The organism is Streptomyces diversicolor, from assembly GCF_057537855.1.
Genome location: NZ_BAAJXA010000009.1, coordinates 182,968 through 196,424 on the forward strand (window position 1 = coordinate 182,968; position 13,457 = coordinate 196,424).

The following is a 13,457-nucleotide window of genomic DNA, read 5'->3' on the forward strand; positions in this document are numbered from 1 at the left end:
TCATTCTCCGGATCGTCCGTCCCCGTCGACTGCGTCGAGGATGCCGGGCAGGGCCCTCAGGAACGCCTCCGTCTCGTCGTCGCCGACGTTCAGCGGCGGCATCAGCCGCAGCACGTCGGGAGCGGGCGCGTTCACCAGGAAACCGGCTTCCTGAGCCGCCTGCTGGGCCTGCGGCGCGAGCGGCTCGGTGAGCACGATACCCAGGAGCAGGCCGGCACCCCGGACATGGGCGACCAATGGGTGGCCCAGCGCCTCGATCCCGTCCCGCAGCCGTTCGCTCTGCCGTTTGACGTTCTGCAGCAACCCGTCGTTCGCGATGGTGTCGAGGACCGCGAGCCCCGCGGCGCAGGCCACCGGGTTGCCGCCGAACGTCGTCCCGTGCTGGCCGGGCCCGAGCAGTTCGGCGGCCCGGCCGAAGGCGACCGTGGCGCCCAGCGGCAGCCCGCCGCCGAGGCCCTTGGCGAGGGTGACGATGTCCGGCAGGACACCCTCGTGGGCCTGGTACTCGAACCAGTTGCCGGTGCGGCCGACGCCGGTCTGCACCTCGTCCAGGACCAGCAGCGAACCGGTGGCCGCGGTGATCGCGCGGGCCGCCTTCAGATAGTCGGCGGGCGGCACCACGACGCCGTTCTCGCCCTGGATCGGCTCGATGACGACGAGCGCGGTCTCCTCGGTGACCGCGGCGGCCAGCGCCTGCGCGTCGCCGTAGGGCACGTGGGTGACGTCGCCGGGCAGCGGCCGGAACGGGTCCTGCTTGCCGGGCTGGCCGGTGAGCGCGAGGGCACCCATGGTCCGGCCGTGGAAGCCGCCCTCGGTGGCGACCATGTGGGTCCGCCCGGTGCGCCGGCCGATCTTGAAGGCGCCCTCGTTGGCCTCGGCGCCCGAGTTGCAGAAGTACACCCGGCCGTCGCGGCCGAAGAGCTGGAGGAGCCGTTCGGCGAGTGCGACCGGCGGCTCGGCGATGAACAGGTTGGAGACGTGGCCGAGGGCGGCGATCTGCCGGCTCACGGCCGCCACGACCGCGGGGTGGGCGTGGCCGAGCGCGTTGACCGCGATGCCGCCGACGAAGTCGAGGTACTTGGTGCCGTCGGCGTCCCACAGCGCGGTGCCGGCGCCGCGCACCAGCGGCAGCCGGGGGGTGCCGTAGTTGTTCATGAGCGCGCCCTGCCACCGCGCCGTCAGTTCCTGATTGCCCGTCATGGGGCGTCCCCCTCCTGCTTGTCGGGCACGACCATGGTGCCGATGCCCTCGTCGGTGAAGATCTCCAGCAGGATCGAGTGCTGGACCCGGCCGTCGATGACGCGGGCGGTGCGCACGCCGCCGCGCACGGCGTGCAGGCAGCCCCGCATCTTCGGCACCATGCCGGCGGACAGATCCGGCAGCAGTTTCTCCAGTTGGGAAGCGGTGAGGCGGCTGATCACTTCGTCGGAGTGCGGCCAGTCCTCGTACAGCCCCTCGACGTCCGTGAGGACCATGAGGGTTTCGGCGCCCAGTGCCGCGGCGAGTGCCGCGGCCGCCGTGTCCGCGTTGACGTTGTAGACGTGTCCGTCGTCCTGGCTGCGGGCGATGGAGGAGATGACCGGGATGCGGCCGTCGGCGAGCAGGGCCTCGATCGCGCCCGTGTCGATGGCGGTGATCTCGCCCACCCGTCCGATGTCGACCGGTTCGCCGTCGATCTCGGGCAGGTGTTTGGTGGCGGTCATGGTGTGCGCGTCCTCGCCGGTCAGGCCCACGGCGAGCGGCCCGTGCCGGTTGAGCAGCCCCACCAGTTCGCGCTGCACCTGCCCGACGAGCACCATGCGTACGACGTCCATGGCGTCCTCGGTGGTGACCCTGAGGCCGGCCTTGAACTCGCTGACGATGCCGTGCCGGTCGAGCGCGGCGCTGATCTGCGGGCCGCCGCCGTGCACCACGACCGGTCTGAGGCCGGCGTGCCGCAGGAAGACCACGTCCTGGGCGAAGGCCGCCTTCAGCTCCTCGTCCACCATGGCGTTCCCGCCGAACTTGATGACGACGGTCTTGCCGTGGTGCCGGGTCAGCCAGGGCAGCGCCTCGACGAGGATCCGGGCCTTGGGTAGCGCGGTGTGTTTACGCGTGGTTCCGGTGCTCATGAGCTGTAGGCGCTGTTCTCGTGGACGTAGTCGGCGGTCAGATCGTTGGTCCAGATGGTGGCGGTCTCGGTGCCGGCCGACAGGTCGGCGACGATGTGGACCTCGCGGTAGCGCATGTCGACCAGGTCGCGGTCCTCGCCGACGCCGCCGTTCTTGCACACCCAGACGCCGTTGATGGCGACGCTCAGCCGGTCGGGTTCGAAGGCGGCGCCGGTGGTGCCGATGGCGGACAGGACGCGGCCCCAGTTGGGGTCCTCGCCGTGGATGGCGCACTTGAGGAGGTTGTTGCGGGCGATGGAGCGGCCCACCTCGACGGCGTCGTCCTCGGTGGCGGCGCCGATCACCTCGATCTTGATGTCCTTGCTGGCGCCCTCGGCGTCCTGGATGAGCTGCCGGCCGAGGTCGTCGCAGACCCGCCGTACGGCCTCGGCGAACTCCGGCTGGTCCGGAGTGATGCCGGAGGCGCCGGAGGCGAGCAGCAGCACGGTGTCGTTGGTGGACATGCAGCCGTCGGAGTCGACCCGGTCGAAGGTGACCCGGGTGGCGGCGCGCAGCGCCCGGTCCAGCGTCTCGTCGTCGGCGACGGCGTCCGTGGTGAGGACGACCAGCATGGTGGCGAGGCCGGGGGCGAGCATGCCGGCGCCCTTGGCCATGCCGCCGACGGTCCACCCCTGCCCGGTGACGACGGACGTCTTGTGCACGGTGTCGGTGGTCTTGATGGCGATGGCGGCCTTCTCACCGCCGTGCTCGGAGAGCTGGGCGGCGGCGGCCTCGACGCCCGGCAGGACCTTGTCCATGGGCAGCAGGACACCGATCAGGCCGGTGGAGCAGACGGCCACCTCGACGGCGCCGCGGCCCAGCACCTCGGCCGCCTTCTCGGCGGTGGCGTGCGTGTCCTGGAACCCCTGGGGGCCGGTGCAGGCGTTGGCGCCGCCGGAGTTGAGGACGACGGCGGAGAGCCGGCCGCTCTTGACGACCTGCTCGGACCAGAGCACCGGGGCGGCCTTCACCCGGTTGGAGGTGAAGACGCCCGCGGCGGCCCGGCGGGGCCCGTCGTTGACCACGAGGGCCAGGTCCGGGTTGCCGTTCTGCTTGATCCCGGCGGCGATGCCCGCCGCCGTGAATCCCTTGGCTGCCGTGACGCTCACTGCATCTCCTTGTTCGCTGCCGCGCCCGTGCGGCGCGGCGGTGCGGCCTTCGTCGTCGTGTGCAGCCCGGCGGCTGCACGGTCGTCGCTCACGGTGCGACTCCGATCGTGGAGAGCCCCGTGGTCTCGTCGAGCCCGAGGGCGATGTTCATGCTCTGGACGGCGCCGCCCGCGGTGCCCTTGGTCAGGTTGTCGATGGCGCTGATCGCGATGATGCGTCCGACGGCGGCGTCGTACGCGACCTGCACCTGAACGGCGTTGGAACCGTGGACGGACGCCGTGGCGGGCCACTGTCCGGCGGGCAGCAGGTGGACGAACGGCTCGCCGGCGTAGGTCTTCTCGTAGGCGGCGCGCACCGACTCGGCGGTGACCTGTCCGCGGGCCTTCGCGCTGCACGTGGCGAGGATGCCGCGGGGCATCGGCGCGAGGGTCGGGGTGAAGGAGACGGCGACCCGCTCGCCCGCCGCGGCGCTGAGGTTCTGGATCATCTCGGGGGTGTGCCGGTGGCCGCCGCCGACGCCGTACGGCGACATGGACCCCATGACCTCGCTGCCCAGCAGGTGCGGCTTGGGTGCCTTGCCCGCGCCCGAGGTGCCGGAGGCGGCGACGATCACGGCCTCGGGCTCGGCGAGGCCCGCCGTGTAGGCGGGGAAGAGGGCGAGCGAGACGGCGGTCGGATAGCAACCGGGTACCGCGATGCGCTTGGACCCCTCCAGCGCGGCGCGGGCACCCGGCAGTTCGGGGAGGCCGTAGGGCCAGGTCCCGGCGTGCCCGGAACCGTAGAACCGCTCCCAGTCGGCGGCGTCCTTGAGTCGGAAGTCGGCGCCCATGTCGATGACGAGGACGTCGGGGCCCAGCTGCTCGGCGACGGCGGCGGACTGCCCGTGGGGCAGGGCGAGGAAGACCACGTCGTGCCCGGCGAGGGCCGCGGGGGTGGTCTCGGCCAGCACCCGGTCGGCCAGCGGCGGCAGATGCGGCTGGAGCGCGCCGAGCCGCTGGCCGGCGTTGGAGTTGCCGGTCAGGGCACCGATCTCGACCTCGGGGTGTGCGAGGAGCAGCCGCAGGACCTCTCCGCCCGCGTATCCGCTCGCTCCGGCCACCGCCGCACGTACCGCCATGTCACCCTCCTCCTGGATGGCATGACTATACGTTTCGCTGCACGTTTATGCAATCCTATGCGGTCTCCCCCTCAGCGACCCGGGGCAGCATCACCCAGCGGGAGACCACGAAGGTCACCGGAATCGCCGCCGCGGACGCGAGCAGCGGCGCGAACCGGCTGCCCGCGTGCAGCACGCCGACGATCACGTACACACCCGCCGTGGTGATCACGAAATTGGTGGCGTTGGTCAGCGGGAACAGCAGGAATTTCCGCCAGGTGGGGCGCGTCCGATAGGTGAAACGGGCGTTGAGGAAAAAGGATCCGATCATGCTCAGCAGGAATGCCAGAACATGCGCGAAGAGATAGGGCAAACGCATCAGGAACAGCAGGTAGAGACCGTAATACGTGCCCGTGTTCACGACACCGACGACGGCGAAGGTGGCCATCTGCCGCGGCAGCGGCCGCATCGCCGGGCGGGGCGTCGGACTGGTCGTCGCGGTACGCATCAGGGGATGAGGTCTTTCGTCCGTTCCACGTTGGTCGCCTTCACCAGGAAGTGCGGGCGCCCCTTGACCTCGTAGTAGATCCGGCCGGTGTACTCGCCGATCACCCCGAGCATGATCATCTGCACCCCGGCGAAGGCGGTGACCGCGGTGATGATGGTGACATAGCCGGGTGTGTCCACGCCGTTGACGAGCGCGGCGCCCACGATCCACGCCGTGTACACGCCCGCGCACAGCAGCAGTCCGAGGCCCAGGTACAGGGCGGCGCGCAGTGGCCGGTTGTTGAAGGAGAGCAGCCCGTCGAGGCCGTAGTTGAGCAGGCTGCGCAGGGTCCAGGAGCTGCGGCCGTGTTCGCGCACCGTGTTCGTGTACTCGAAGGTGGTACTGGGAAAGCCGACCCAGGCGAACAGGCCCTTGGAGAAGCGGTTGTACTCGGTGAGGTCGAGGACCGCGTCCACCACCCGCCGCGACAACAGCCGGAAGTCGCCGACGCCGTCCACGAGTTCCACGTCCACGAGCCGGTTGACCGTCCGGTAGTACAGGCGGGCGGTGAGGGTGCGGGCGATCCCCTCGCCCGTCCTGGTGCGCCTGGCTATGACCTGGTCGTGGCCCTGTCCGCGCAGTTCGACCATGCGCTTGATCAGTTCCGGCGGGTGCTGGAGGTCGGCGTCCATGACGATCACGCAGTCCCCCGTGGCGTGCCGCAGCCCGGCGAGCAGGGCGGCCTCCTTGCCGAAGTTGCGGCTGAAGGAGACGTAGCGCACCCGGGCGTCGAGGTCGGCGAGTTCCTTCAGGACGACCAGCGTCCGGTCGCGGCTGCCGTCGTCGACGTACACGAACTGCATGTCGTGCCCGAGCGGCAGCAGTTCATCGGCGACCTTCTGCACCGCTTCGTGGAAGCGTCCGAGGACGTCCTCCTCGTTGTAACAGGGCGCGACGATCGAGATGAGCATGGGTTCTTCCCCCTGGGCGGTCACAGAGCGTGGGTGAGGCGCTCGGTTTGTTCGGTCGTGGTCGTCGGTGCCGCGGCCCGTCGGCGGCGGACGGCGCCGAGGACGCAGAGCAGGATCAGGGTCAGCAGCGCGGCGCCCCCCGCCGCCGCGCCCAGCCGCAGTCCCGGCGGGTGGAACGTGCAGCTCAGACTGGTCGCGGAGCCGTCCAGGGGCACCGCGATCAGCCCGTAGTACTCCCCCGCGGGCTGCTCCTCGGCGCCGCCCGCGGCGCACCGCCAGCCGGCGATCCGCGGTGCCGCGACGACGGCGGTGCCCTTGCTGCCGGCGGGCAGCTCGGCCCGCAGCGTGCCGTCGTCGACACTCACCTCGGTGGCGGCGGTGGCCCGCAGCCCGTCGACGGCGGTGCGCAGCGCGGCGGTGTCCAGGCAGCCGACCGCGCCGCGCTCCGGTACCCGGCCGGGCCGGTCCGGGGTCAGCTCGATGCGCAGCCCTCCGGCGGCCGGAACCGTGCCGAGCGGCTGCATGGCCGCGATCTTGGCGCCCTCGGCGTCGGACCGGAACCGGGCGAGGGGTCCGCCGCCGGCGAGCCGCGCGGTGCCCGAGAAGTGCGGCGCCCACAGGAAGACCCGGTCGCCGGCCGTGCAGCGCGCCGTGATCGTGGGCAGGTCCGTGCCGCGGGCGGGCACGGTGACCAGCAGCCCCGGATGCCGGGCGTCGCCGCGCCGCGGGGGCCCGCCGGCGCCGGTGCGCACCGTCGCGCGGGGCAGGGTGTAGACGCGACTGCCCAGCAGTCGTTCCTGGTTGCGGTACGGCGACGGCCCGAAGGCCGCGACACCGGTGTGCGCCTGGGTGCCGGGCGGGCGCACGGTCACCAGGGGCGGCACCTGCGCGCGGGACACGGTGACCGGGCCGCCGTCCTTCGGCAGCCACGACTGGTGCGGGTCCGGCGGGGAGTGCACCCGCGCGCCGACGGAGAAGACCGCGTCCGTGACGGGGTTGTCCAGGCTCTGCAGGCTCCGGCCCCGCGAGGTCCAGCCGCCGCCGACGGCGGTCAGGGTGCGGCTGAGGACGTCGGAGGTGAGACTGCTGTAGTACTGGACGCCCTGGCCGCCCACCATCAGCGGGTCGTTGGAGACGGTCTGGTCCCGGCCCGGTTCGGTGCGGTAGCGGGGCCAGTCGTCGGCGCTCGCGATCGCGTCGGCCTGCCGCTGCTGCCGCTCGCCCCAGGGCGCGTAGTCGTCCATGTGGGCGAGGCGCAGCCGGCTGGCCACCGCGGAGGTCGCGGCGGCCTCGCCGAACTGCCCGCCGAAGAGCAGCGCGACGGCGCAGCCGGCCAGTACGGCGTGCCGGCGCCCGGCGGCCGGCCGGTCCTGCCCCTGCCGCACGAGCAGGGCGAGCCCGCCGAGCGCGCCCACGACGGCGAGCAGGAACACCGCCCATGTGTAGCCGTGCACCAGCGCGCTGCGGCTCGCGACGGCGGCGATCAGCGCGAGCAGCGCGCTCGCCGCGCCCAGCGCGCGCCAGTCGGGCAGGCCGTGGGACAGGGTGTGCCAGGCGGCCATGACCAGCACCGCGCACAGCACGAACGCCTCCCGGTAGGCGCTGCCCTGCGGGGTGGCGAAGGCGTGCCAGACCAGTTGCGTCGGCGCCCACTGCAGCGACAGGGTCACCGCGATCACCAGCAGCGTCCAGCCCGCGCGCACCCGCCGGGGCACCGCCCGGTGGAACGGCAGGGCGAGCGCGAGCAGCAGCGCGGTGACGCCCACGTACAGGGCCGGGGTGCCGAAGCTGTACGTCGTCGGCAGCAGCCGGGCCAGCAGGTCGTCCGTGGCGACCGGGACGAAGTGTCCCTCGCGGCCGGGGTAGGCGTGTTTCGTGCCGAAGTACACGACGGCCACCAGCGGTGCGGCCAGGCCCATGCCGAGCGCGACGGTGCCGACGGCCCGGCCGGCCGCCGCGAGCGCCTGCCGGCGCGAAAGTCCGGAGAGCAGCAGCCGGAGCAGCAGCACGAGTCCGGCGGCGAGGGTGGCCATGTACGCGGTGTAGAAGTTGGCGATCCAGGCGAGCGCGACGATCAGCACGCCGAGGACCGGCCGCCTGCGCCGCAGGGTCCACTCGCCGACCAGGCACAGCAGGGGCAGGGCGATCAGGCCGTCGATCCACATCGGGTTGTAGATGGCGACGGCCACGCCCCAGCCGCACAGGGCATAGGAGGCGCCCAGCAGACCGGCCGCCCACCAGCGGCCGGGGCGCAGGGCGAGCAGCAGCCAGGCCATGGCGGCGCCGGCGGCCGCCGTCTTCAGCACGGTGACGACGTACACCGCGAGGTCGATCTCGTCCCGTGGAAAGACCGCGACGAGCAGGGCGAACGGGCTGCCGAGGTAGGTGCCGATGTCGGGCAGGAAGCTCGCGCCGTAGCCGGACTGCCAGTTGACGAGGAGCCCGCCGTCGGCGCGGCCGTGCAGCAGGTCCCACAGGTGGGCGTGGAAGGGTACGTACTGGTTGCCGAGGTCGTTGACGCTGCGGGTGCGGGGGCCGAACGGGTAGCAGCGGGCGATCGCGTCGGCCGCGCACAGTGCGGTGACGGTGATGGCCGCGGCGAGCAGGGCTGCGGTTCGCCCGGTGACTCGGCTGTCACCGGGCGGGGTCGGGCGGTGCATTCTCGGGAGGCCCCCAGAGGGAATTCGGAACGCGCGGCGTCCCGGCCGGGGATGTCAATCCCCGCGCTTCACTGATTCGCCGGGTTAGACGGGCCTGAATTCCGGTTGGTTGTGTCACCGGCCGATCTGATGCCAAGAATTCCGAATACCCACGCGTTTGCGGAATCCCCGCCGACCATGGGGAAAACGGCGGCTTTCCAGAACATGCACGAAAGGTGAATTGGACCGGGCGGCTGCGGTCCCCGGGGCACCGCCCCGCCCCCCGACGTCGGCTTGTAGCCGGGTGGGCCGTAGGAGCGGGTCTCGACGCGACGGCGGCGCCCAGGTCGATCGCGGTGCCAGTCCCTCCGGGGGGTGCGCGGTCCCTCAACTGCGGCGCCGTCGTGGTTGAGCGCCAGCCCCTCCCTCCGGGGGGGGCGCGGTCCCTCAACTGCGGCGCCGTCGTGGCTGGGCGCGCAGTTCCCCGCGCCCCTTTCAGGGGCTACTGCCGGTCGGTGGCTGCGGCGACGTCGTGGTTGAGCGCGCCGTTCCCCGCGCCCCTTTCAGGGGCTACTGCCGGTCGGTGGCTGTGGTGGCAGCGTGGCTGGGCTTGCTGTTTCCCGGGCTCTTCGGGGACGTAGGGTCGGGGGCGTGGATGTGCTGCTGCCGTACCTGGTGCTGTTCGGGGGGCTTGTCGTCGTCCTGGGCTTCTTCGCCTGGCTGGCGCGGCTGATCCGGCGCCGCGGTGCGGCCGGCGCGGGGATCGGCGCCGCCCTGGCCGCGTACGAGGAGGCGTTCAGCGCCACGAGCCATGCCGCGCACTACGAGGTCCGGGCCCAGGCGCAGCGCAAGGCACCCACCGGCTCCCCGACCGGCCCGAGGACGGGTGCCCCATGACGGCGGACGACGTGGTGCGGAGCGTGCCGGACGTGTTCGCTTATCTGGGTGGGCGCTGGCGCGTCGAGCGCGCCGTGCGGGACCTGGCGAGCGGTGACGAGGGCCGGTTCACGGGCGGCACCGTCTTCAGCCCGCTGCCCGGCGGCGGGCTGCTGCACGAGGAGTCCGGCACGTTCACCTGGCGTGGGGTGCCGCGGCCCGCCGAACGGACCCTGCGCTTTCTGCCGGGCGCCGTCGCGGGCACGGCGGACGTCCGCTTCGCCGACGGACGGCCCTTCCACGACCTGGACCTGACCTCGGGCCGCCATGTAGCCGACCACCCGTGCGCGGCGGACCTCTACCGGGGCGAGTTCACCGTCCAGGACGCGGACCACTGGCGGACGGTATGGCGGGTGGGCGGCCCCGCGAAGGATCTCCTCCTCGTCACCGACTACGAGCGCGCCAACTGAGCCGGCGCGCCGTCGACACGCAGGTTCCAGCGGCCCGCCCGGCCGGTGACCGTGGCCGCGGACAGCGGGCGGACGTCGATGTTCCAGTACGTCGCGGGTGGCGCCTTCAGCACATAGACGAGGGCCGCGCGGATCACCGACGGCTCGGCGACGGCGACGATGCGGCCGCCGTCGTCGGCGGGCCGGGTGTCCAGCCAGCCGCCCACCCGGGAAATGAAGGCCAGCAGCGACTCACCGCCGTGCGGGGTGGAGCGCGGGTCGGCGAGCCAGGCGTCCACCGACTCCGGCTCCCGGGCCATCGCCTCGCCCAGGGTGAGCCCGCGCCAACGGCCCATGTCGCAGTCACGCAGGGCGAGTTGCACCAACGGCGCATACCCGAGGGCGTCGCCGGTCGCCCGGCTACGGGGAGTCGGCGAGCAGTAGCGCAGGTCGGCCGCCGCCAGCGGCCGCAACTCCCCCGCGACCCGCAACACCTCGTCCCAGCCCGCCTGGTCCAGCGGCCGGTCGTCCTGGAAGCGTTCGGCGAGCAGCGGTGAGCTGCGCGCGGCGGCGACGAACGTCACCCGAAGTGGCATGCGGTGATGGTGTGCCGCCCGAGTACCCAGGTCAAGGGGGACCGCCGGGGAGATGGCTAGGGCCCGGGGGTTTATTCGAAGACGTGCACCATCCACTGCTCCGGCCGGTGCAGCGGGGTGAAGCCGTGCTTCGCGTAGACGCCGTGCGCGTCGTCGGTGGCCAGCAGGAGGCGGCGCAGGCCGAACGGCCGAAGGTGCTCGACCACGGCCCCGACCAGCGCCGTGCCGATGCCCTTGCCGCGCGCCGACGGCTCGACATAGACGTCGGCGAGCCAGGCGAACAGCGCCCGGTCGGTCACCACGCGCGCGTACGCCACCTGCTCCCCCGACACCGTGTCGTACACCCCGAAGTTGAGCGAGGAGGCGACCGCGGTCTCCTGCTTGTCGCGGGGGCGTCCCTTCGCCCAGTAGGCGTCGGTCGACAGCCATGTGTGCACACGCTCGACGTCGATGCGCTCACTGTCGGCGGAGAACTCGTATCCCTCGGGCAGTCCGAATGCGTCGCTCATGCGGCGATGCTGCCAGCCTCTCCCCGCGCACGTCGATCAATTTCCCCCGCGGCGAGACCGCCGGCACCCCTCCCCGTCACACGGGAATGCCCCGCAGGTACGGGCCGGTTCCGGCCACCGCTGCCGAGGCCCGTCTCCTCCCGCGTCTTCCGCCGCGTCACCGTCCACGGGTCCGCCCCGTTCAGAAGATCTCGTCGCAGGCCGTGCGCAGCCGGCGCAGGCCCTCGCTGATGTCCGCGGTCCCGGAGACCGCGGCGAAGCTCAACCGTACGTGCGGCGCGGGGGGTTCGGCGCTGAAGTAGGGGCGGCCGGGGATGAGGGCGACGCCCGCGCGCAGCGCCGCGGCGGTCAGGGCGGCCTCGTCGGTGCCGTCGGGCAGCCGGACCCACAGGTGGTAGCCGCCGGACGGGACGTGCGGCAGGGCGAGTTCGGGCAGCCGCAGCCGCAGGCCCGTCGTCATCGCGGTGCGGCGGGCGGTCAACTCGGCCGAGAGGGCGCGCAGATGGCGCGGCCAGGCGGGCGAGCCGACGAGTTCGAGCGCGGCCTCCTGGAGCGGCCGGGGCACGAAGAACGTGTCGACGACCTGGATGGCGCGCAGCCGTTCCAGCACCGGCCCCCGCGCGGCCAGGGCACCCACCCGGAGACTGGGCGAGGTCGCCTTGGTCAGCGAGCCGACGTGCACGACGACGCCGTCCACGTCGTCCGCGGCCAGTGGTCGCGGCAGCGGCCCCGCGTCCGTGTGCACCAGCCGCCGTACGAAGTCGTCCTCGACCACGAAGGCGCCGGCCTCCCGGGCGATCCGCAGCACCTCGGCCCGCCGGTCGGGCGCGAGGACGGCGCCGGTCGGGTTCTGGAACAGGGGCTGGCAGACGAAGACCCGGGCGCCGCTCGCCCGGAACGCGTCGGCGAGCAGCCGCGGCCGTACCCCGTCCGGGTCCACCGGCACGGGCACCGGGCGCAGCCCGGCCGCGCGGGCGAGCGCCAGCATGCCCGGGTAGGTCGGGGACTCGACGAGCACCGGCGCGCCCGGCGGGGCGAGCGCCCGCAGCGCGGTGGCCAGCGCGGTCTGCCCGCCCGCCGCGACCAGCACCTCGGCCGCCGTGACGCCGCCGCCGATGCCGCGCGCGAACCACTCCCGCAGCTCGGGCAGGCCCTCCAGGGGCGGGCGCCCCCAGGCGCCGGGCCGCCGCCCGGCGCGGGCGAGGGCCGCCGCCATGGCCCGCTCGGGCTGCAGCGAGGGATGCAGATAGCCGCCGTTGAACTCCAGCACACCGGGTGGCGGCGCGGCGAGGCAGACCGTGACCCCGGAGGCGTCGACGGTGCGCGGTACGAGGTCGGCGGCGCCGTCGGCGCTCAGCGCGACCTCCTGCCAGGAGGTGTCGGCGTCGCGGGCGGCCGTGGTGCGGGGCCGCGCCCGGAACGCCCCGGCGCCGGGCCGGGTCACCACCAGCCCCTCGGCGGACAGCTGCGCCAGGGCCCGGGAGACCGTCACCGGACTCACCCGGAACCGTTCGACGAGGGACCTGCTCGACGGGAGCTTTCCACCCGGTGGATAGCGGTCCATCTCCTGCCGCAGCCGTTCCGCCAGTTCACCGACGCTGCTACGCTCATGCATGAGAGTGAAGAGTAGCGCTGCTGGCGCCACCCGGATAGCGGTCACCGGTCCCCGCGACGGCGTCGGCCTCGGCACCCTCCAGGCCGCACTCGGCGTCGTCGCCTTCTCGCTCACCTTCCCGGCCACCGCATGGGGGCTGGAGGGCTTCGGACCCTGGTCGCTGGTGGCCGTCCGCAGCGTGCTGGCCGCGGTGATCGCGGGCTGCTGTCTGTGCGCGGTGGGCGTGTCCCGGGAGCGCGGGCGGATGCGATGGCGGCTTCCGCTGCCCGAGGCCCGGCAGCTGCCGGGCCTCGCCGTGGTCGGCGCCGGGGTGGTGCTCGGCTTCCCGATGCTGACCACGCTCGCCCTCAGGACGTCCACCACCGCGCATGCCGCCGTCGTCGTCGGCCTGCTGCCGCTGACCACCGCGCTGCTGTCGGCCCTGCGCATGGGCACCCGCCCCTCGCGCACCTTCTGGGCGGCGGCCCTGGCGGGCGCGGCGGCGGTGCTCGGCTTCACCGTGCAGCAGAGCGGCGGATCGCTCACGGCCGCCGACGGCTATCTGTTCGCGGCCCTGCTGGTGTGCGCGGCCGGCTACACCGAGGGCGGCCGGCTGGCCCGGGTCATGCCGGGCTGGCAGGTCATCGGCTGGGCCCTGCTGCTGTGTCTGCCGCTGACCGTGCCGGCCGCCGCGCTGGCGCTGTCGTACGAGCCCGTGCGGCTGACCGGGCACGGTGTGGCCGGGCTGCTGTGGGTCGCGGCGGGCTCGCAGTTCCTCGGCCTGGTCGTCTGGTACCGGGGCATGGCCGCCATCGGCATCCCCAAGGCCAGCCAGTTGCAGTTGGCCCAGCCGCTGCTCACACTGGTGTGGTCGGTGCTGCTGCTGGGCGAGCACCTCACGGCGGCTGCCCCGCTGACCGCCGCCGCGGTGCTCGTGTGCATCGCCGTCACCCAACGATCACGTTCGTGAGGAGGCCCGCA

General features: G+C 73.2%; 13 protein-coding genes. 3 read left to right on the top strand and 10 right to left on the bottom strand.

Annotation, left to right across the window (positions count from 1 at the left end):
- From AC27LF_RS13300 to AC27LF_RS13330, 7 genes are all read right to left on the bottom strand, one after another.
- Entirely contained in the window at nucleotides 1-1,200 is a 1,200-nt protein-coding gene (locus AC27LF_RS13300; protein WP_479656517.1) for an acetylornithine transaminase, read from the bottom strand.
- Nucleotides 1,197-2,111 (bottom strand): acetylglutamate kinase, encoded by a 915-nt coding sequence (argB, locus tag AC27LF_RS13305; RefSeq protein WP_479656518.1) that lies wholly within the window; start codon nucleotides 2,109-2,111, stop codon nucleotides 1,197-1,199. The genes AC27LF_RS13300 and argB overlap by 4 nt, the downstream gene beginning before the upstream one ends.
- The gene (gene argJ / locus AC27LF_RS13310) at nucleotides 2,108-3,259 is read right to left on the bottom strand and encodes a bifunctional glutamate N-acetyltransferase/amino-acid acetyltransferase ArgJ (RefSeq protein ID WP_479656519.1); all 1,152 of its coding nucleotides are present in this window, start codon (nucleotides 3,257-3,259) and stop codon (nucleotides 2,108-2,110) included. Before argJ ends, argB begins: the two co-directional genes overlap by 4 nt.
- A gap of 88 nt (nucleotides 3,260-3,347) precedes the next feature.
- Entirely contained in the window at nucleotides 3,348-4,376 is a 1,029-nt protein-coding gene (argC, locus tag AC27LF_RS13315; protein WP_479656520.1) for an N-acetyl-gamma-glutamyl-phosphate reductase, read from the bottom strand.
- 55 nt (nucleotides 4,377-4,431) lie between these two features.
- A complete protein-coding gene (locus tag AC27LF_RS13320; protein WP_479656521.1) occupies nucleotides 4,432-4,863 on the bottom strand; it encodes a GtrA family protein in 432 nt (143 codons plus the stop codon).
- Nucleotides 4,863-5,813: a glycosyltransferase family 2 protein gene (locus AC27LF_RS13325; RefSeq protein ID WP_479656522.1), complete on the bottom strand. Its 951-nt coding sequence runs from the start codon at nucleotides 5,811-5,813 to the stop codon at nucleotides 4,863-4,865. Before AC27LF_RS13325 ends, AC27LF_RS13320 begins: the two co-directional genes overlap by 1 nt.
- A gap of 20 nt (nucleotides 5,814-5,833) precedes the next feature.
- Complete coding sequence (locus AC27LF_RS13330; protein ID WP_479656523.1) at nucleotides 5,834-8,473, bottom strand: YfhO family protein; 2,640 nt, start codon at nucleotides 8,471-8,473, stop codon at nucleotides 5,834-5,836.
- Nucleotides 8,474-9,103: 630 nt separating this feature from the next.
- Between AC27LF_RS13330 and AC27LF_RS13335 the strand changes: the two genes are divergently transcribed.
- On the top strand, nucleotides 9,104-9,349 hold the full coding sequence (locus AC27LF_RS13335; protein ID WP_479656524.1) for a hypothetical protein: 246 nt from the start codon (nucleotides 9,104-9,106) through the stop codon (nucleotides 9,347-9,349).
- The gene (locus tag AC27LF_RS13340) at nucleotides 9,346-9,798 is read left to right on the top strand and encodes a DUF6314 family protein (protein WP_479656525.1); all 453 of its coding nucleotides are present in this window, start codon (nucleotides 9,346-9,348) and stop codon (nucleotides 9,796-9,798) included. The genes AC27LF_RS13335 and AC27LF_RS13340 overlap by 4 nt, the downstream gene beginning before the upstream one ends.
- Here the strand turns inward: AC27LF_RS13340 and AC27LF_RS13345 are convergent.
- From AC27LF_RS13345 to AC27LF_RS13355, 3 genes are all read right to left on the bottom strand, one after another.
- The gene (locus tag AC27LF_RS13345) at nucleotides 9,780-10,373 is read right to left on the bottom strand and encodes a histidine phosphatase family protein (protein ID WP_479656526.1); all 594 of its coding nucleotides are present in this window, start codon (nucleotides 10,371-10,373) and stop codon (nucleotides 9,780-9,782) included. The two genes, AC27LF_RS13340 and AC27LF_RS13345, sit on opposite strands and share 19 nt — an antisense overlap.
- Before the next feature lie 71 nt (nucleotides 10,374-10,444).
- The gene (locus tag AC27LF_RS13350; protein WP_479656527.1) at nucleotides 10,445-10,882 is read right to left on the bottom strand and encodes a GNAT family N-acetyltransferase; all 438 of its coding nucleotides are present in this window, start codon (nucleotides 10,880-10,882) and stop codon (nucleotides 10,445-10,447) included.
- Between the two features lie 181 nt (nucleotides 10,883-11,063).
- Entirely contained in the window at nucleotides 11,064-12,497 is a 1,434-nt protein-coding gene (locus AC27LF_RS13355) for an aminotransferase-like domain-containing protein (protein WP_479656528.1), read from the bottom strand.
- Between AC27LF_RS13355 and AC27LF_RS13360 the strand changes: the two genes are divergently transcribed.
- Nucleotides 12,496-13,446, top strand: coding sequence for a DMT family transporter (locus AC27LF_RS13360; RefSeq protein WP_479656529.1), 951 nt, complete (start codon nucleotides 12,496-12,498; stop codon nucleotides 13,444-13,446). The two genes, AC27LF_RS13355 and AC27LF_RS13360, sit on opposite strands and share 2 nt — an antisense overlap.
- Nucleotides 13,447-13,457: the final 11 nt, after the last annotated feature.